Raw genomic sequence first — 19,791 nt, forward strand, 5'->3', positions numbered from 1 at the left:
GGTGCGGCTACTCCTGGGGGTTCTGGATCGAAGCGGGCTCGTCGATGCTCGGCATGGACCCCGTGCGCGGGTGCGCCCGCAGCTCGGCGATCGCCGAATCGAAGTCGGAGAGCGACTCGAAGGCCTGGTAGACGCTCGCGAAGCGCAGGTACGCCACCTCGTCGAGCTCGCGGAGGTGGGGCAGGATCGCGAGACCGATCTCGTTGGCTTCGAACTGCGCGATGCCCGCGGAGCGGACCGATTCCTCGACGCGCTGGGCGAGGATCGCGAGGTCGGCCTCGGTGACCGGGCGGCCCTGGCAGGCCTTGCGGACCCCGCTCATGACCTTCTCGCGGCTGAACGGCTCGACCACGCCGGAGCGCTTGATCACGGTGAGGCTCGCGGTCTCGGTGGTGCTGAAGCGGCGGCCGCATTCGGGGCACTGGCGCCGGCGGCGGATCGACAGGCCGTCGTCGGAGGTGCGGGAGTCGATGACCCGGGAATCGGGGTGGCGGCAGAACGGGCAGTGCATCAGACGGTCCCCTCGGTCTCGGATTCGAAGCGGGCGGTGACCGCCTCGCCGTGCGCGGGCAGCCCCTCGGCGCCGGCGATGGCGAGCAGCGGCTCGTGCACCTCCGACAGCGCGTCGCGCTCGTAGGAGATGACCTGCTGCGGGCGCAGGAAGGTGTGCGCGCCGAGCCCGGCCGCGAAACGGGCGGTGCCGCCGGTGGGCAGCACGTGGTTCGAGCCGGCGAGGTAATCGCCGAGGCTCACGGGCGTGTGCCCGCCCAGGAAGATGGCACCCGCGTTGGACAGCGAGCCGAGCAGCGCTTCGGGATCGGCGGTCTGCACTTCGAGGTGCTCGGGGCCGTACGCGTCGCTCACGCGCGCCGCCGTGGCGAGGTCGTCGACCAGGATCACCGCGGACTGCGGGCCGCCGAGCGCCTGACGCACGCGCTCCGCGTGCCGGGTGCGCGCGGCACGGCGCTCGACCTCGGCTCCGACGCGCTCCGCGAGTTCGGGCGAGTCGGTCACGAGCACCGAGGCGGCCGCCTCGTCGTGCTCGGCCTGGCTGATGAGGTCCGCGGCGACGAAGCCCGGCTCGGCGGTGCTGTCGGCGATCACGAGGATCTCGGTCGTTCCGGCCTCGGAGTCGATGCCGACGAGTCCGTTGACCACCCGTTTGGCGGCGGCCACGAAGACGTTGCCCGGACCGGTGACCACGTCGACCGGATCGAGCCCGATGCTCGGCACTCCGTGCGCGAAGGCCGCGATGGCGCCGGCGCCGCCGATGGCGTAGACCTCGGTGACGCCCACGATCGCCGCGGCCCAGAGCACCGCGGGGTGCACGCCTCCCCCGTGCTCCCGCTGCGCGGGCGAGGCGAGCGCGAGGCTCGGCACGCCGGCGGCCTGGGCCGAGACGGCGTTCATGAGCACCGAGGACGGGTACGCGGCCTTGCCGCCGGGCGCGTAGAGCCCCACCCGCGACACCGGCTGCCAGCGCTGCCGGATGACGGCGCCGTCGCCGAAGCGCGTGGTGCGCGGCTCGGGCACCTGGGCGGCCGAGGCGACGCGCAGCCGCTCGGCCAGCAGGCGGAGCGCCTGTTCGATCTCGGGCGGGCAACTCGCGAGCGATGCCGCGATCTCGGCCTCGGGCACCCGGAGCGCGTGCCCCTCGACCCCGTCGAAATCGCGCGCCTGCTCGCGCAGCGCGGCCTCGCCCCGATCGCGGACCGCGTCGACGAGCGGGCGGACCCGCTCGACGGCGATGCCGGTGTCGACGGCGGCCCTGGGGACCAATTGCAGCAGTTCGGCGCGGCTCAGCTCGCGGCCGCGGAGGTCGATCGTGCGCATCATATTGCGCTCAGTCTATCGGCTGCAGCATTCCGAACCACGCGAGCTCCCGGGCACCGGCGACCAGCGCTTCCCGAGCCGCCGACGCATCGACCTCGAGCAGGGTCGCGAGCGCGTCCGCGATCTGCCCGAGCGTGAGGTCGCCGTCGCAGGCGCCCACCGCGGCGGCCAGCAGCGGATCCGCGGCGACCCGGCGCGCGATCGGCCGATCGGTGCGCAGCACGATCGAGCTCGGGGCCTCCTGTCCGGGCACGTGCTCGCGCTCCTCGACCACGGCCCGGTCGAGCAGCCAGTGGGTATCGAGCGCGTCCGCGCTGCGCTTCGCCGCTGCGGCGAGCCCGGCGTCGAAGGCCGATTCGAGCAGCGTTCCGAGCCGCTCCGGCGCGAAGGCTCCGGTGGCCTGCTCCAGGTGGATCAGCGGTGCACCGGCGCGCGATTCCGCGGCGCCGAGGGCCGCGGAGGCCGCGACTGCGGCGAGCCGGCGGATCCGGATCGCGCCCAGCCCGATGGACACGACGCGCCGGGCGGCGAAATCGCGCAGCCAGGAGGCGACGAGCGCGTCGAACGCGGGGTCGCCGGGCCGGGCGCCGCCGTCGCGCGCCCAGGTCTCGGCGTACTGCACCGGGAGCACGCGATCCCGCTCGATCACCCACGCGGCGAGCGAATCGTCGCTCAGACGGCCCGCGGCGTCCTCGATCCAGCCGCGCACCCGCTCGAGCCCGTTCTCGCCCCACGGCGATTCCCAGTTGGCGAGGCACAGCATCGTGCCCCCGGTCCGCAGGTGTTCGGGCGCCGCACGAACGACGTCCGCGGCGAGCTCGTCGCCCGTGCGCCCGCCGTCGCGGTACTCGTAGACGGCCGCGCCCGGCTCCCTCGGCGTGATCACGAAGGGCGGGTTCGAGAGGATCAGGTCGAAGCGGTCGCCCGCGACCGGGTCGAACAGGTCGCCCCGGCGGAACTCGATCCGATCGGCGAGCCCGTTGAGCCGTGCGTTCGCGCGCGCCAGCGCGAGCGCCCGCTCCGAGATGTCGGTGGCGACGACCGGGCCGCGGAGCGCGAGGTGCAGCGCCACGATGCCGCATCCCGTGCCGAGGTCGAGCGAGCTTCCGACCGGCTCGGCGGGGGCCTGCGAGATGAGGGAGCGCGTGGCTCCCCCGACGCCCATGACGTGATCGCTGCGTGCGGGGCCGCAGCGCAGCTGGTCGTCGAGGTCGGAGAGGATCCACCAGTGCCGGGGATCGTCGGCGATCGCGTCGTTCGCGAGCACGGGGCTCAGCGACAGCGCGATCGAGAGTTCGTCGCCGCTCGGGACGAGCACGCCGAGCGCGCGTGCGCCCGCCGCGCCGAGCTCGGGCAGCGCGGCGTCGATCCGTTCGGGCCGCAGCGGTTCGCCGAGCAGCAGCAGCCGGATCAGGGTGCCGAGCGGGTCCGCGCCCGCTTCGGCCTCGGCTGCGTCGAGCACGGCGGTCGCAGCCGCGAAGACCCCGCGCTGCCGCGCGTCATCGGCGGCGGCGCCGAGGCGTTCCCGCACCGCGGGGACGCGGTAGTCGGCGGCGGCGAGGTCGGCGGCGAGCCGGTCGATCAGTTCGGGTTCGAGATGCACCGTTCCAGCGTAGGGCGTGCCCGGAGGTCCCGGGCACGCCCGAAGCTGGAACGGGCGGAGTGGCTCAGTAGGCGACGGTGAACCGGGCCCGGCGGTGTGCCGGCTGCTCGATCTCGTCGGCCACGGCCACGCCGAAGTCGGCACCGCCGATGGTCGAGCTTCCGTCGGCAGCGACGACGGGGAGGTCGCCGCCCACCCGGTACTCGCCGCGGAACTCGCCGGCGATCCAGGGGCCGAAGTCGCCGGGAGGCGAGATGACGAACCAGTCGAGGCTCTCGGGGGTCCCCCGCAGATCCTCGAGCACACCGGCCATGGTGAGCGCCTCGGGCCGGTACTCGTCGCCGAACTCGGGCGTCTCGGCGGCCATCGGGCCGCCCTCGCGGACCAGCAGGGAGCCCGCCCCGCCGACCACGCCGAACCGCACGCCCGCGGCGTCCGCCTCGGCGGCGAACTCGGCGATGGCGGGACGCAGCGCGTCGACCATGTCCCCGCGCGGCGACGCCGCGACGACGACCACGTCGGACTCGGCGAGCACGCGCGCGCGGTCGGCCGGGTCGGTGATGGATCCGGTGGTGTAGCGCACGTTCGCGATCTGGTTCGGCGCCTCCTTGCGGGTCACGCTCGTCACCTCGAGCCCGCGCACCGCCGCGGCCTCCACGATGTGGGAGCCCGCGTATCCGCTGCCGCCGATCACTGTCACACGAGTCATGTTCCGTCCTTTCACCGAGTGTTGGGGTCGTGGGCCACAACCGGAATCGGCCGGGGCCTATTCCGACCGTATCCGGCGTTTCTCCGGATCAGGCGAACGCGCGGTCGTTCGCGCCGACGGGCGCCGGGAGCTCCGTCGAGCCGGTCAGGTGCCGGTCGACCGCGGCCGCCGCGGCCCGGCCCTCGGCGATCGCCCAGACGATCAGCGACTGCCCGCGGCCGGCGTCGCCCGCGACGTAGACGCCGGGCAGCTCGGTCGAGAAGTCGGCCGCGCGGGCGAACGCCCCCCGGCGCGCGACGGGCAGCGCGAAGCCGGCTTCGTCGATCGTCTCGGGTCCGGTGAAGCCCATCGCGATGAGCACCAGGTCGGCCTCGAGCAGGTGCTCGGTCCCGGGGATCGGCACGCGGCCCTCCTCGGTGAACCCCGTCTCGGCGACCCGCAGGCCCGTCACGCGGCCGGCGTCGTCGCCGACGAACTCGACCGTCGAGGCCAGGTACTTCCGCTCTCCGCCCTCCTCGTGCGAGCTCGACACCTCGAACAGCGTCGGATGCACGGGCCAGGGCTGCGCGTCGGTGCGGCTCTCGGCGGGACGACGCCCGATCGCGAGACTCGTCACCGACGCGGCGCCCTGGCGGTGGGCGGTGCCCACGCAGTCCGCGCCGGTGTCGCCGCCGCCGATCACGATCACGTGCTTGCCGGCCGCGTCGATCGGGGCGCCGGGGAGCCCGCCCATGCGGTTCTGCGCGGTCAGGTACTCCATCGCGTAGTGCACGCCCGCGAGGTCGCGGCCGTCGATCGGCAGCGGCCGCGGGATCGTCGATCCCGTGGCGACGACGACCGCGTCGAAGCGGCGCCGCAGCTCGGCCCAGCTCATGTCGCCGCCGATCTCGATCCCGCAGCGGAACCGGGTGCCCTCGGCCCGGAGCTGCTCGACCCGGCGGCTCACCAGCTCCTTCTCGAGCTTGAAGTCGGGGATCCCGAAGCGCAGCAGGCCGCCCGGCTCCTCGTCCCGCTCGTAGACGACCACGGTGTGCCCCGCGCGGGTGAGCTGCTGGGCCGCGGCGAGACCGGCGGGACCCGACCCGACGACCGCGACCGTCTTGCCCGAGAGCCGCTCGGGCGGCTGCGGCTGCACCCAGCCGTTCGAGAACGCCTGGTCGATGATGCTGTTCTCGATCTGCTTGATCGTGACCGCCGGCTGGTTGATGCCGAGCACGCAGGCCGACTCGCACGGCGCCGGGCACGCGCGCCCCGTGAACTCGGGGAAGTTGTTCGTCGCGTGCAGCCGCTCGATCGCCTCGCGCTCGCGACCCCGGTACATCAGATCGTTCCACTCGGGGATCAGGTTGCCGAGCGGGCAGCCCTGATGGCAGAACGCGACGCCGCAGTCCATGCAGCGCGAGGCCTGGCGCTGCACCATACCGGGGTTCGCCGGGTCGACGACCTCCCGCCAGTCCATGAGGCGCAGCGCGACCGGGCGCTTGGGCGCGAGCTCGCGCTCGCGGGTCTTCAGGAATCCGCGCGGATCAGCCATGGGTCGCCTCCAGAATCTCGTTCCACACCTGTTCGCCGTCGGGGTCCGCCCCGGTCGCTCCGGCGCGCTCGCGGATCTCGAGCACGCGCGAGTAGTTCTTCGGGATGATCCGCGTGAAGCGCGCGAACGCGGTCTCGGGATCCGTCTCGATGTCGCCGAGCAGCGTCTCCGCCAGCTCCGATCCGGTCTGCTCGACGTGCCGCCCGAGCAGGCCGACGATCCGTTCGCGCTGCTCCTGCGGGACGGGGGTCAGCAGCAGGTCGCCCGAACCGAGCTCCGCCGCGTTGACGTCGGCCGGGTCGAGGTCGAGCAGCACGGCCTCGCCGCCCGACATACCGGCGCCGATGTTGCGCCCCGTCGGACCGAGGATCAGCGCGAAACCGCCGGTGAAGTACTCGAGCGCGTGATCGCCCGTGCCCTCGACGACCGCGGTCGCGCCGGAGCCGCGCACCATGAACCGCTCCCCCACGACGCCGGCGATCCAGAGCGATCCGCTCGTCGCGCCGTAGCCGATCACGTTGCCCGCGATCACGTTGTCCGCGGCCGGGTGCCCGGCGTTCGGATCGGGGCGGATCGAGATCTCGCCGCCCGAGAGGCCCTTGCCGACGTAGTCGTTGGCGTCGCCCACGAGGCGCAGGGCGATGCCGGTCGGGAGGAAGGCCCCCAGCGACTGGCCCGCGGACCCCGTCAGCGTGACGTCGATCGTCGCGGGGGCGAGCCCCTCCGCGCCGAAGCGGCGCGTCACCTCGTGCCCCAGCATCGTGCCGACCGCGCGGTCGATGTTGCTGATCGGAAGGTCGATGATCACCGGCTCGCGCCGTTCGAGCGCGTCGGTCGAGATCTCGATGAGGCCGGCGTCGAAGTGCTCGGCGAGCTCGTGATCCTGATCCCGGCCGCTGCGCCGCGGCGCCGACCCGTCGAAGTCCGGGCCCCGCAGGATCGGCGAGAGATCGAGTCCGTCGGCCTTCCAGTGCCGGATCGCATCGTCGACGTCGAGCGCCGCGGTGTCGCCCACCGCTTCGTCGAGCGTGCGGTAGCCGAGCGAGGCCAGGATCTCGCGCACCTCCTCCGCGATGAAGCGGAAGAAATTGACGACGTGCTCCGCCTGCCCGGTGAAGCGCTCGCGCAGCTCCGGGTTCTGCGTCGCGACGCCGACGGGGCAGGTGTCGAGGTGGCAGACACGCATCATGATGCAGCCGGACACCACGAGCGGGGCCGTCGCGAAGCCGAACTCCTCGGCGCCGAGCAGCGCCGCGATCACGACGTCGCGGCCCGTCTTCAGCTGTCCGTCCGCCTGCAGCACCACGCGCTCGCGCAGGCCGTTGAGCATGAGGGTCTGCTGCGCCTCGGCGAGGCCGAGCTCCCACGGGGATCCCGCGTGCTTGAGCGAGTTCATGGGGCTCGCGCCCGTGCCGCCGTCGTGCCCCGAGACGAGGATCACGTCGGAGAGCGCCTTCGCGACGCCCGCGGCCACCGGACCGATGCCCGACTGCGCGACGAGCTTCGTCGAGATGCGCGCCGAGGGGTTCGCCCGCTTGAGGTCGAAGATCAGCTGCTTGAGGTCCTCGATCGAGTAGATGTCGTGGTGCGGCGGCGGCGAGATGAGGCCGACCCCGGGCGTCGCGTGCCGGGTGCGCGCGATCCAGGGGTACATCTTCGCGGGCGGCAGCTGGCCGCCCTCGCCGGGCTTCGCGCCCTGCGCGAGCTTGATCTGGATCTCGTCGGCGTTCGTGAGGTACATCGAGGTGACCCCGAACCGCCCCGAGGCGACCTGCTTGATCGCGCTCCGGCGCTCGGGATCGGTGAGCCGTTCGTCGCTCTCGCCGCCCTCGCCCGTGTTCGACTTGCCGCCCAGCCGGTTCATGGCGATCGCCAGCGTCTGGTGCGCCTCGGGCGAGATGGAGCCGTAGCTCATGGCTCCCGTCGCGAAGCGCTTCACGATCTCGCTCACCGGCTCGACCTCGCCGAGCGGGACGGGCGGCCGTTGCGCGGAGAACCGGAACAGACCGCGCAGCGTCATGAGCCGTTCCTGCTGCTCGTTCACCCGCCGCGTGTACTCCGAGAAGATCTCGCGGCGTCCGGTGCGGGTGGCGTGCTGCAGCTTGTAGATCGTCTCGGGGTCGAAGAGGTGCGGTTCCTCGCCGCGCCGCCACCGGTACTCCCCGCCGGTGGCGAGCCGCTGGTGCGCGAGCGTCGCCGCGTCGTCCGGGTAGGCCGAGCGGTGGCGCGCGGCGACCTCCGCCGCGATCACGTCGAGCCCGACCCCGCCGAGTCGCGACGCGGTCCCGGTGAAGTACCGGTCGACCACGTCCTGCGCGAGCCCGACCGCCTCGAAGGTCTGCGCGCCGCAGTAGGAGGCGACGGTCGAGATGCCCATCTTGCTCATCACCTTGAGCATGCCCTTGCCGAGGCCCTTGATCAGCCGGGCGATCGCCTGCTCCTCGGTCACACCGCCGATCGAGCCGTCGCGCACGAGCAGGCCGACGGTCTCCATGGCGAGGTACGGGTTCACCGCCGCCGCGCCGTAGCCGATGAGCGCCGCCACGTGGTGCACCTCGCGCACGTCGCCGGCCTCGGCGATGAGCGCGACGCGCATGCGCTGCCCCTCGCGGATGAGGTGGTGGTGCACGGCGGAGACGGCGAGCAGCGACGGCACGGGCGCGAGGTCCTTGGTGGAGTCGCGATCCGAGATGATCAGGAACTCGGCGCCGGCGTCGACCGCCGCGCTGGCCTCCCAGCAGAGCGATTCGAGCCGGTCGGCGAGGCCCTTCGCGCCGAAGTCGACCGGGTAGAGCCCGCGCAGCGCGACCGCGCGCTCGCGCTCGAAGTCCTCGCCGAAGTGCTGGATCCGCGCGAGGGCGTCGTTGTCGATGACCGGGAAGTCGAGGATCACCTGCCGGGCGTGCGCCGCGGACTGGGTGAGCAGGTTCTCCTGCGGCCCCATGCCCGCGCGCAGGCTCGTGATCAGCTCCTCGCGCAGCGCGTCGAGCGGCGGGTTGGTGACCTGCGCGAACTGCTGCACGAAGTAGTCGAAGATGAGCCGCGGCCGCTCGCTCAGCACCGCGATCGGGGTGTCCGTGCCCATCGCCGCGATCGGCTCGATGCCCTCGCGCGCCATGGGAGTGAGCAGCAGCCGCAGCTCCTCGTCGGTGTATCCGAAGGTGCGCTGGCGCCGGGTGATCGAGGCCGGCGGGTGCATCAGGTGCTCGCGCTCGGGCTGGTCCGACAGGCGGATCCGCCCCTCGTCGAGCCACTCGCCCCAGGGCGCGAGACCGGCCAGCTCGTTCTTCACGGTCTCGTCGTCACGGATCTCGCCGGTCGCGAGGTTCACCGCGAGCATGCGGCCGGGCTGCAGGCGCCCGCGCTTGACCACGCGCTCCGGGGCGATGTCGAGCACGCCCGTCTCGCTGGCGATCACCATGGTGCCGTCGCTCGTCACGAGATAGCGTCCCGGCCGCAGGCCGTTGCGGTCGAGCAGCGCCACGAGCTCGGTGCCGTCGGTCGCGATCATGGCGGCGGGGCCGTCCCACGGCTCCATGAGCAGCGAGTGGTACTCGAGGAATTCGACGAGCTCGGGGCTGAGACCCCGCTCGGATTCCCACGCCTCGGGCACCATCATCGCGAGCGCGTGCGGCAGGCTGCGTCCCGCCATCACCAGGAGTTCGAGCACCTCGTCGAAACTGGCCGAGTCGCTGCCGCCGTCGGAGCAGATGGGCGCGAGCTGCCGCACGTCGCCGAGGCGGTCGCTCTCGAGCTGCGCCTCGCGCGCCCGCATCCAGTTCCGGTTGCCGCGCACCGTGTTGATCTCGCCGTTGTGCGCGACGAGGCGCAGCGGCTGGGCGAGGTGCCAGGACGGGAAGGTGTTCGTCGAGTAGCGCGAGTGCACGATCGCGAAGCGGCTCGCGAAGCGCTCGTCGGACAGCTCCGGATAGAAGCCGGAGAGCTGCAGGGTGGTGACCATGCCCTTGTAGACGATGGTGCGCGCACTGAGCGAGGGCAGGTAGACGCCCGTCTCGTTCTGGACCCGCTTCCGGGTGCGGAAAGCGCGGCGTTCGAGCTCGTCGGTGTCGATGGGGCGCACCTGCCCGAGCAGCGCGGCTCCCCCGGCCTCGTCGACGCGCGGTGCGAGGATCAGCTGCTCGATCCGCGGAGCCGCCTCGCGCGCGCTCTCGCCGAGCACCTCCGGACGTACCGAGACGGGACGCCAGGCGATCACGTCGAGCGATTCCTCCGCGGCGATCGCCGCGATGCGGTAGCGCACCGCACGCCGCTCGGTGGAGGACTGCGGCAGGAACGCGAGGCCCGCCGCATAGCGACCGGGCTCCGGCAGCACCGCGTCGGGATCGTGCTCGGCCAGCTCGGCGCGGATCAGCGCGTCGGGCAGATCGCTCAGGATCCCGGCGCCGTCGCCGGTGCCCGCGTCGGAACCGACCGCGCCGCGGTGCTCGAGGTGCTCGAGCGCTTCGAGCGCCTGCGAGATGACCTCGTGTCCGGGCGCTCCCGTCAGGGCCACGATCGCGGCGAGGCCGCACGCGTCGCGCTCGTCCTCCGGGCGGTAGAGGCCGGTCGCAGCGGGGAATCCGCTCGTCACGGCCGGGTTCGGGGTCGCAGGAGTCGTTCGCATCGACGTCCTCTCGATCATCGGGACGTCGGCGGCCCGCGTGGAGACTCGCTCGACGGGTGCACCGGTCGGCATCATTGCCGTGCCGCCGTGAGCGGAGTGGGAGCTTTGAGAATAGCAGCGACTTCTTCGGCGAATGCAATTCGGCGGCGAACTTTCTGCGCAACACGCGGTCACACTCGAAGCTCGACCGTGATTTCTGCGAAAATATATGATCTGGGCCGCAGCTTCGCGAGGCGATGACCCCCGTCGGCGCGCGAGATCTTCGGTGCGGGAATCCTCCCACGACACGCCGGAAAACGGAACGGCCGCGCGGTCCCGTCATGGACGGGACCGCGCGGCCGTTCCGGCTCGCGCTGCGCGGAGACTACTCGCCGCCGAAGCTCGAGGTGTCGCCGACGAGGCGGGTGTGGTCGGCGGGAACCGGCTCGACCGCGGCGAGAGCGACCTCTGCGGCGAACTCGGCCACGTTGTAGAGCTTGCCCGCCTGCTCGCGGCGCTCCTCGATCGCTCCGGGGTTCAGACGGTTGAGGAGGGTGGCCGTGACGGTGCCCTCGATCATGTCGCCGGAGACGACGACGAACTCGATGCCGCGCTCGGCGAGCGCCGGGATCCGCTCGCGCAGCGCGTCCTCGCCGGCGCGCTTCGAGCGGGCGACCGGCTCGTACTCGGGCATGGTCGGCGTGGTGTTGATGAAGTGCGCCTGGTGGCTGGTCACGAACACCACCCGGGATCCCTCGCCGAGCAGCGGCAGCGCGGCGTCGAGCACGCGGAGCTGCGCGTCGCGGTTGAGCTGCAGCGCGTAGTCCTCCGCCATGCCGCTCTCCATGCCGCCCGAGGCGTTGAGCACGAGGATGTCGAGTCCGCCGAACTCCTCGCGCACGGCGGCCATGAGCTGATCCACCGACGACGCGTCGGTCAGGTCGGCACCCTGAACGAGCGCGCGGACGCCCAGCTCGCGGAGCTCGCCCGCCAGCTTCTCGGCGCGCGGCGCCTTGTTGCGGAAGTTGATGACGACGTCGGCGCCGGCTTCTGCGAAGTAGCGGACGGTGTCGGCGCCGACGCCCCGCGACGATCCCGTCACCAGGGCTCGGCGTCCGGTGAGGCTCTGCGGTTCGAGTGGCTGTGACACGGGTGCTCCTTGCGTGGGAAACGGGGCGGTGATGAGGTTTCCACTGTAGTCGAAGCCGCCCGCGCGGCCGGGATACGAGCGAATCCGGCGAGACTCTATCGCCGCCAAGGCACGGCATGTACTCTGCAACCGAGGAGACACGATCGACGGGGCCTCGAACAGCCGGGGTCCCCGCACGAGGGGAGGATCCCATGGCCGAGCGCACACTCCGCGGAGCGAGGATCGGTTCGACGAGCCTGCAGGGCGAGGAGGGGATCGAGCTGGCTCCACGCCAGCGGATCGAGTACCTCACCGACAAGGGCACCCGATTCACGGTCATGTTCGACGCGGACGCGGAACCACCCGCGGAATGGGCCGATCAGCGCAGCGGCGAGGTGGGGTTCCTCGACGACGAGGCTGGCCGTGCCGCCCGCGCCGAGTTCGAGGAGAAGGGCTCGTCGCAGCGGACCCACTGGGACATGCTGCTCGAGCGGCGCACGCGCGAGGAGCTCGAAGTGCTGCTCGAGGAGCGGCTCGAACTGCTGCGCTCGCGGCGCGCCGGCGGCGCGTAGCCGCCGCCCGGCAGATCGGGGCTGCTACGCCCCCTCGCGCGCACAGCGACGCGCGAGGATGCTCAGCGCCGAGCCTCCCACGAGGCCGGCCGCGCCCAGCGCGATCCAGACGCCGCAGATCCAGGCGCCGAAGCGGATCGCGGGCGTCTCGCCGCGCATGAGCGGCACGTCGGCGACCATCGCATCCGCGGTGAACGGTTCCAGCCGCGCGAGGTCGCGGCCGTCGGGCGCGACGATCGCGCTGGTGCCCACCGTGGAGATGTTGACGACCGCGCGTCCCGTCTCGATCGCGCGCAGCCGCGCGATCTGCAGCTGCTGCGCGCTCTCGGCGGTACGGCCGAAATCGGCGTTGTTGGTCTGCGCGAAGATGACCTGCGCGCCGTCGTCGACCATGCGCTCCGCCTGGTCGTCGAAGATGATGTCGAAGCAGATCGCGATCCCCGCGCGGATCCGCTCGGCGGTCTCGCCGACGGGCACCTCGATCGCGGGCGACCGCGTACCCGTCCGATAGTCGAGCTGCACGAGGTCGACGAGGTCGGGTGCGAGGGCGCGGAAGAACTCCCGGTTCGGCATGTACTCCGCGAAGGGCACGGGGTGCATCTTGTCGTAACGGACGCCGGCGTCGCCCTCCCCCGTCCACACGAGCGAGCTGTTGGTGTAGCTGCCGTCCGGATCCTGCAGCACCGATCCGAGCACGATGGGCGCCCCGGTCTCGCGTGCGAGCGCGGCGATCTGCACCTCGGCGAGCGGATTGCGCGGCAGGTTGAACTCGGCGCTGTTCTCGGGCCAGACGATCACGTCGACGCGCTCGCCCTCGGCGCGCAGGCGGTCGACGACCTGCTGGGTGGCGTCCAGGTGGGCGCGCAGCACGTCGCCGGACTCGCGGTCGTCGAAGATCCCGGCCTTCGCGTTCCCCTGCACGGCGACGACGCGCAGCGATCCCGTCCGCTCGACCGGCGCCACGGGCACGACGGCGAGGAGCGCGAGCGCGAGCGCGGTCCCGAGCACGGCGAACGCGGTCGGGATCGCGACGACCCGGGCGCGGGAGACGAGACCCGCGGGCGCGGACTCGCGTTCCGGGGCCTCCGACGCCTCCGCGCTCGCGCGCTTCGCGCCGAGCCGTTCGAACAGCACCGCGACCGGCACCGCGCAGGCCAGCGCGATGACCGCGCTGAGCCCCGAGAATCCGAGCCAGGACACGAGCGAGGCGAGCGGCGTCTCCGCGACGAAGTGCGCGAGGCGCCCCCACGGGAACCCGCCGTACGGCACGAAGCCCTGCAGCTGCTCGCGCAACGTCCAGAGCCCGGCGACGGCCAGCGCGACGACGGAGATGCGCAGCCAGGGGCGCGCGGGCAGCAGCGCGAGCCCGCGCGTGGCGGCCGCGATCGCGAGGCCCATGAGCAGGTACCAGGCCGCCATCACGACCCCGAGGCCGAGCCACGGCACCGGACCGAGATAGAGGGTGAGCCAGGAGAGCACGGGGAACCAGAACCCGGCCCCCGCGGCGGCACCGGCCAAGGCGGCGACGCCGAGCCGCTGCCGCCAGACGGACGCGAGCACGAACGCCACGCCGACGAACAGCATCGGCCACCAGGCGAGCTGCGGGGTGGCGAGGCCGAGCAGCCAACCGCCGAGCGCGGCGAGCGGGATCGCGGCCCAGAAGCGCAGGCGCACCGCGACGCCCGCGCCGATCAGGATCCTCACGAGGTGCTCGACGCTTCGACGATGCCGCGCCGGATCCGCTTCTTGCCCTCGCGCGCGAGCGCGCCCAGCTCGGTGAGGCCCGCAGCCGCTCCGGCTTCCGATTCGGCGGCCTGCGCCACCTGATCGAGCAGGTCGATGGTCTGCTTCGCCCAGCGCACGAAGTCGCCCGCGCTCATCATCCCGTCTTCCAGGATGCGGGTGAGGGACTGCCCGTTCGCCCAGGCGAACATCGACCAGGCGAGGCCGGCGTGCGGTTGCGCGGTGCGCGGAAGCCGGTTGCGCTCGGCGAGCTCGTCCAGCTCCTCCCAGAGCTGGATCGTGCGCTCGAACGCACCGCGGAACGCTCCGGAGGGCAGGCGCCCCTCGGGCTCGTCGTCGCGCCGGGGCTCGTAGCTCAGCGCGCAGCACATCGCCACGACGCCCGAGGCATCGAGACCGCGCCAGGCATCGCGTCGCAGGCACTCGGCGACGAGCAGATCCCGGTCGCCGTAGATCCGGCACAGGATCGTGCCCCAGTCGGTCACGACCAGATCGTCGCTCTGCGCGGATTCCGGCGCCAGGTACTCGAGCTCGGCGAGCATGTCGACCACGCGGTCGAAGGTGCGGGCGATCGTGCCCGTCCGCGCGGTGATGCGGCGGCGGCCCCGCTCGATCTCGCGGCGCAGCTTGCGGGCGCGTTCCTCCCAGCGGACGCGATCCTTGCCGTGGGCTCGCTTCGCGGCGGCGTCGTAGCCGGCGAGCGAATCCTGCTCGGCGCGGAGCTCGCGCGCGTCGTCGACCACGGCGCGGTCGGCCTGGAACTGGGCGAACGAGAGCTCGAGCGTCTCGCGAGCCCGCTCGAAGCTCATGCGCTGCAGCAGGTTCACGGCCATGTTCGGCGTCGGACGGAAGCTCGACTTCACCGGGAACGATCGCGTCGATGCCAGGTGCGCGACCGCTTCGAGGTCGGTGCCGTCGTTCCAGACGACGACCGCGTGCCCCTCGACGTCGATGCCGCGGCGGCCGGCGCGGCCGGTCAGCTGCGTGTACTCCCCCGAGGTCAGCGGCACGCGCTGCTCGCCGTTGTACTTGTCGAGCCGCTCGATCACGACCGAGCGGGCCGGCATGTTGATGCCGAGCGCGAGCGTCTCCGTCGCGAACACGAGCTTGACGAGGCGGGCTTGGAACAGCTTCTCGACGATCGATTTGAAGACGGGGAGCAGGCCGGCGTGGTGCGCCGCGACCCCGCGCTCGAGCGCGGAGCGCCACTCGCTGACGCCGAGCACGCGGAGGTCTTCGGGATCGAGCCCGTCGAGTTCGCGATCCACGATGCGCCGGATCTCGTCGCGCTCCTCGCGCGTCGTGAGCCGGATGCCCTCGAACAGGCACTGCCGGACCGCCTGGTCGCAGCCATTGCGGCTGAAGATGAAGACGATGCCGGGCAGCAGTCCCGTCTCGTCGAGCGCGCGGGCGATGTCGCCGCGCGAGATCCGGGGCGAGCGCCGCTGCGGCGGTCGGCCTCGGCTCCGCTCGTGTCCGCGGCCGCCCGGGCGGCCGCCGTCGAGCCGCAGCAGCTCGGGGTTGAGCCGGCCGCGCGCGGCGAGCTCACCGTCGCGATCGACGAGCAGCGGCATGAGCGCCCGGGTCGTGAGGACGTGCTGGTAGAGCGGCACCGGGCGGTGCTCCGAGAGGATCACGTCCGTGTCGCCCCGCACGGCGTGCATCCAGTCGCCGAACTCCTCGGCGTTGGACACCGTCGCGGAGAGCGAGACCAGGCGCACGTGCCGCGGCAGGTGCAGGATGATCTCCTCCCAGACCGCACCGCGGAAGCGATCGCCGAGGTAGTGCACCTCGTCGAGCACGACGAAGGCGAGCTCCGTCAGCGCCGCCGACTCGGCGTAGATCATGTTGCGCAGCACCTCGGTCGTCATGACCACGATGGGCGCATCGCCGCGCAGATTCACGTCGCCCGTCAGCAGGCCGACCTGATCCTCGCCGTAGGCGTCGCAGAGCTCGCGGAACTTCTGGTTCGAGAGCGCCTTGATGGGGGCGGTGTAGAAGATGCGCGCGTCGCGCTCCCGCCGCGCGAGGGCGACGGCGAACTCGGCGACGGTGGTCTTGCCCGAGCCCGTCGGCGCCGCGACGAGCACGCTGCGGCCCGATTCGAGCCGCTCGCACGCGGTGCGCTGGAAGCCGTCGAGGGGGAAGCCGAGCGACGCGGCGAACGCGTCGAGCGCGGGGAACGATTCGGGCTGCGCCGGCGTCTCCGCGCTCGGGATCGATTCGCTCACGCGGTTCCGCCGTTCGGTTCGTCGAGGCCGTATTCGGCGAACTCCGCGGCGCGCCGCTTGTCGACGCGCCGGTCGTGGAGCACGGCGATGAGCGCGGCGCCCATATAGAGGACGACCATGGGGACAGCGAGCAGGAACATGCTCCACACATCGGCCGCGGGGGTGGCCAGCGCGGTGAACAGCATGATGCAGAGGATCGCGATCCGCCAGCTCTTGAGGATCGACTGCCCGCGCAGCACCCCGATGAAGTTGAGCAGCACGAGGAACACCGGCATCACGAATCCGATGCCCATCGCGATCATCAGCTTGAGCACGAAGTCGAAGTAGGTGCGCGCCGCGACGTACGCCGCGTCCTCGGAGGGTGCGAAGCTCGTGAGCAGCCGCACGATGTTCGGGAACACGATCCAGCCCGCGTAGGCGCCGCCGAGGAACAGCGGCACCGCAGCCCCCAGGAACGCGATGCCCCAGCGCTTCTCCTTGCCGGTGAGGCCGGGGGCCAGGAACGCCCAGATCTGGTACAGCCAGATCGGTGAGGAAATGATGATCGCGATGAAGAAGGCGATCTGCAGCCGGAGGTCGAACGCGCCGGAGATGTCGCCGTAGTTGAGCTGCGCGTTGCGGCCGGTCTTGGCGATGGCGATGATCGGACCCCGCAGGAGGTTCAGCACTTGATTCGAGAGCAGCCAGCCCACGACCATGCCGAGCACGATCGCGATACCGGCGATCATGAGCCGCTTGCGGAACTCGACGAGGTGGTCGCCGAGGCTCATACGCCCCTCGGGATTGCGTTTGCGGCGGGTCTTCACGGGCACCACGACAGTCTAATCCTGCTCGTCGTCGTAGAGCCCGAGAGCCTGCTCGGCCCAGGCGCGCACGGCGGCGCGGGCGCTCTCGGGCGAGACGATCTCGACCGCGCCGGGCGCCGCCTGCACGAGGGCCACCGCGGTGCCCGGATACCAGAGGTCGACCGTGGCATCGGCCCAGCCGTCGTCGCCGACCGGACCGGTCTCGAGCCCGAAATCGGCGAGGCGCGGTGCGGCGTCGACGCGCACGCGGATCCGGCCGCGCTGCGCGGCGGGGCTCGATGCGGAGCCAGCGAAGGGCCGTGGGCGAGGCGTCGCCGAGGCGGTCCGGCTGGCGTCCTCGTCGAGCTCCCGCAGATCGCGCATGCGGTCGATGCGGAACGTGCGCTCCTCGCCGCGTTCCAGGCAGAAGGCCCGCAGGTACCAGGCGCCCGAGGACTGCCGCAGCTGCAGCGGTTCGACGGAGCGCGCGCTCTCGCTGCCCCGCGCATCGCGGTAGGCGAAGGCCACCCGATGCCCGTTGCCGATCGCGCCGACGAGCAGCGGGATGCGCGCGTCCTGGGGATCCGCGGTGACCGATAGCGCGCTCGGCGGAGCGGTGTCGCCGAACGCACCGGCGAGTTTCGCCGCGGTCCGCTCGGCGCGCTCGCGCTCCTCGGCCGGCAGCATGCCGGTCAGCATCTGCAGACCGGCGATGAGCGCCGCGCGCTCCGCCGCCGAGAACCGGGGCGTGTCGTCGACGGCGACGACGTGCGTGAGGCTCACCAGGTCCTCGTCTTCGAGGGCGGTCCAATCGATGTCGAACAGGTCCTCGTGCTGGTAGCTCTGCGTCTCGCCGGGAACGCCGGCGGTGCCGAGGAAGCGGACGAGCTTGCGCAGCAGCGCGGGCTCGACGTCGAAGGTCTCGGCGAGTTCGGCGACGGGCGTCGGCCCGTGCTCGCGCAGGTAGGGCACGAGCGCGAGCAGGAGCACCACGCGGTCGGGCGTCTGGAGCTGGCTGCGCATCAGGCGGTCCCCCGTTCTGCGGAGCCGGCCGCGGGCACCGTGTGCCGCCCGGCGATCCCGCGCAGTTCGGCGATCACCGCGCTGCGCAGCTCGGGCGGTTCCACGACCGCGACGTCGGCACCGAACGCCGCGAGCTCTTCGGCGAAGGCGCGGTAGTCGAGGGTGCCGAGCTCGAGGCGCACGGTCGCCTCGCACCCGGGCTCGACCGCGTCATCGTGCGATGCGGCGCGAGGGCTGAGACGGGCCTCCGCCACGCTGCCGCGGCGCACCTCGAGGATCGCACGCTGCACGCGCTCGAGCCGCAGCAGCTCCTCGATCTCGGCGTCGACCCGATCGCGCAGCGCGGGATCGAAGGACTCGCGCTCGGTGCGCACACCGCCGACGATGCGGGAGAGCAGGAACACGCGCTCGTCGTCGCGGTCCAGGTCGTGCGCGATGAGGTGCCACCGCCCATCGGCCCGGTGCAGTCGCAGCGGCGCGACGCGGCGTCCGAGCGGAGCATCGCGATGCGGCAGCTGGTAGTCGAAGCCCACCACCCGGCCCGCGTCGATGGCGCTCTGCAACGCCGGGGCCGCCGGCTCGGGGATGCCGAGACGCAGGGAGACCCCGAGGTGCTGCACGTCGAGGCCCGCGCCGAGCGATTCCAGCTTCATCGCGGCGCGCCGGGACTCGGCGGTGAGGCTCCCCTCGCGCCAGGCCATCGCGGCGAGGCGCAGCAGGGTCAGCTCGCGCTCCGAGAACCGCAGATCGCGCGGCACCTGGAGCAGCTCCTTCGAGATGCGGTAGCGCGTGAGCTGAGTGTTGCCGGGCTCCTCCGGGGAGTCGATCGTGTCGATCGGGATCCCGATGGCGCGCAGCTGATCCTTGTCGCGCTCGAACTGCCGCTCGAGCGCGTCGGAGCGCTCACCGTGCTGGTAGCGGTCGGCGTAGCCGTAGACGCTCGACAGCAGCTCGCGCTTGGTCGCGCCCTGCGGGCTCGCGACGAGCGCGAGCACGAGGCTGAAGACGCGCTGCTCGCCGGGGACCGACGAGCGGGGCGCGCCCGAACGCTGCGATGCTGCTGCGGCCACGACCTACCCTGCGGCGAGGATGTCGACCACGCTGACCGTGGCCTTGCCGCTCGCCTGGGGCTCCATGATGACGACCTGGGACCCGACGCGCAGCCCCGTGAGCTCCTTGCGGAAGGTCACGCCCGACTGGCTCATCTGCGCCTCGTTGCCGAGACCGACGGGGCCGGTGGTCCAGGTGTTGTTCTGCTCCTGGCCGTCCCAGTCGACGGTGAGCACCTGGGCGATCACGTTGTTGTCGGCGGTCACGCGCAGGCCGTCGCCCTCGATGCGGGTGGCGACCTTGGTCGACTTCGGTGCGGCCTGCGGGGGCAGCACGATGCCGGGACGGCCCGAGTCGAGGTTGGTCACCGCGGGGAATCCCGAGGGCAGCGTGCCGGGGGACGCGACGTTGCCGGTGTTGCGCACCGCGAGCACGTCGACGATGAACACGACCGAACCGCCGGACTTGGCGCCCGACTGCTCGAGCAGCTGCGCGCTCTCCTTCGGCTCCATCGCGACCACGACGCGGTCGCCCGGTGCGGTGCAGCGGAGACCGTCGGTGAGCGCCGGAATGCCGCTCCCCTTCTTCAGCAGCACGAACTCGCTCGGGTTCTCGGTGCCCATGCGCTGGCTCTGGTGCACCGTCTGGCCGGTCTCGGCGTCGATCGCCTGCATGTTGATCGAGAGCAGCGCGCCGTCGCGGGCGACGGTGGTCGAGTCGCCCGTGTGCGACGCGATGGTGCGCTGCGAGTCGTCGATCGAGACGCCCTTCGGAACGGTCACCTTCGGAACCGAACCGGCCTTGCCCTCGACCTTGACGCTGTTGCTCAGCGACCCCTCGTGGAGCGCCGGGCCGCAGTCGGTGCGGTCGAGCTGCGGCGCGGAGCTGCACCCGGTGGTCGCACCGACGAGCAGCAGCGCCAGCGCAGCGGTGGCGGGAAGGATGTGACGGCGCATGGAGACCTCTCGAAGCGTTT

Annotated in this window: 14 protein-coding genes; 1 reads left to right on the top strand and 13 read right to left on the bottom strand. The window is 72.3% G+C overall.

All coding sequences use genetic code 11. The features are described 5' to 3' along the window. Positions 1–7: 7 nt before the first annotated feature. The 7 genes from nrdR to ABD169_RS11005 form a co-directional block, all read right to left on the bottom strand. Positions 8–511 carry a transcriptional regulator NrdR gene (gene nrdR / locus ABD169_RS10975; RefSeq protein ID WP_046456352.1) on the bottom strand — a complete coding sequence of 168 codons (504 nt, stop codon included), beginning with the start codon at positions 509–511 and terminating at the stop codon, positions 8–10. Then, positions 511–1,833, bottom strand: a complete 1,323-nt coding sequence (hisD, locus tag ABD169_RS10980; RefSeq protein ID WP_344032386.1) for a histidinol dehydrogenase — start codon at positions 1,831–1,833, stop codon at positions 511–513. Before hisD ends, nrdR begins: the two co-directional genes overlap by 1 nt. 10 nt (positions 1,834–1,843) lie before the next feature. Then, on the bottom strand, positions 1,844–3,436 hold the full coding sequence (locus ABD169_RS10985; RefSeq protein ID WP_344032198.1) for a methyltransferase: 1,593 nt from the start codon (positions 3,434–3,436) through the stop codon (positions 1,844–1,846). Positions 3,437–3,500: 64 nt separating this feature from the next. Beyond that, on the bottom strand, positions 3,501–4,145 hold the full coding sequence (locus tag ABD169_RS10990; RefSeq protein ID WP_046456355.1) for an NAD(P)-dependent oxidoreductase: 645 nt from the start codon (positions 4,143–4,145) through the stop codon (positions 3,501–3,503). A gap of 88 nt (positions 4,146–4,233) precedes the next feature. Beyond that, positions 4,234–5,679: a glutamate synthase subunit beta gene (locus ABD169_RS10995; RefSeq protein ID WP_344032200.1), complete on the bottom strand. Its 1,446-nt coding sequence runs from the start codon at positions 5,677–5,679 to the stop codon at positions 4,234–4,236. Next, entirely contained in the window at positions 5,672–10,303 is a 4,632-nt protein-coding gene (gene gltB, locus ABD169_RS11000; protein ID WP_344032202.1) for a glutamate synthase large subunit, read from the bottom strand. The genes ABD169_RS10995 and gltB overlap by 8 nt, the downstream gene beginning before the upstream one ends. Before the next feature lie 364 nt (positions 10,304–10,667). Next, on the bottom strand, positions 10,668–11,432 hold the full coding sequence (locus ABD169_RS11005; RefSeq protein WP_099724884.1) for an SDR family oxidoreductase: 765 nt from the start codon (positions 11,430–11,432) through the stop codon (positions 10,668–10,670). 191 nt (positions 11,433–11,623) lie between these two features. On the opposite strand from ABD169_RS11005, the gene ABD169_RS11010 reads away from it, so the two are divergent. Beyond that, positions 11,624–11,983 carry an RNA polymerase-binding protein RbpA gene (locus tag ABD169_RS11010; RefSeq protein WP_046456358.1) on the top strand — a complete coding sequence of 120 codons (360 nt, stop codon included), beginning with the start codon at positions 11,624–11,626 and terminating at the stop codon, positions 11,981–11,983. A 24-nt stretch (positions 11,984–12,007) separates the two neighbouring features. Here ABD169_RS11010 and lnt read toward each other — a convergent pair whose 3' ends face one another. The 6 genes from lnt to ABD169_RS11040 are packed head-to-tail and all read right to left on the bottom strand — an operon-like array spanning position 12,008 to position 19,771. Beyond that, on the bottom strand, positions 12,008–13,687 hold the full coding sequence (gene lnt, locus ABD169_RS11015; RefSeq protein ID WP_344032205.1) for an apolipoprotein N-acyltransferase: 1,680 nt from the start codon (positions 13,685–13,687) through the stop codon (positions 12,008–12,010). Further along, complete coding sequence (locus ABD169_RS11020) at positions 13,684–15,957, bottom strand: DEAD/DEAH box helicase (protein WP_344032207.1); 2,274 nt, start codon at positions 15,955–15,957, stop codon at positions 13,684–13,686. The genes lnt and ABD169_RS11020 overlap by 4 nt, the downstream gene beginning before the upstream one ends. Continuing rightward, positions 15,954–16,727 (bottom strand): twin-arginine translocase subunit TatC, encoded by a 774-nt coding sequence (gene tatC / locus ABD169_RS11025; protein WP_344032388.1) that lies wholly within the window; start codon positions 16,725–16,727, stop codon positions 15,954–15,956. The genes ABD169_RS11020 and tatC overlap by 4 nt, the downstream gene beginning before the upstream one ends. 51 nt (positions 16,728–16,778) lie before the next feature. Next, a complete protein-coding gene (locus tag ABD169_RS11030) occupies positions 16,779–17,765 on the bottom strand; it encodes a helix-turn-helix transcriptional regulator (protein ID WP_344032209.1) in 987 nt (328 codons plus the stop codon). Further along, positions 17,765–18,835, bottom strand: a complete 1,071-nt coding sequence (locus ABD169_RS11035) for a helix-turn-helix transcriptional regulator (RefSeq protein WP_344032210.1) — start codon at positions 18,833–18,835, stop codon at positions 17,765–17,767. Before ABD169_RS11035 ends, ABD169_RS11030 begins: the two co-directional genes overlap by 1 nt. A gap of 3 nt (positions 18,836–18,838) precedes the next feature. Then, positions 18,839–19,771, bottom strand: coding sequence for a peptidylprolyl isomerase (locus ABD169_RS11040; RefSeq protein WP_344032212.1), 933 nt, complete (start codon positions 19,769–19,771; stop codon positions 18,839–18,841). Positions 19,772–19,791: the final 20 nt, after the last annotated feature.

Origin of the sequence: Leucobacter iarius (assembly GCF_039530105.1) — a bacterium.
In the GTDB taxonomy this organism is placed as follows: Bacteria; Actinomycetota; Actinomycetes; order Actinomycetales; family Microbacteriaceae; genus Leucobacter; species Leucobacter iarius.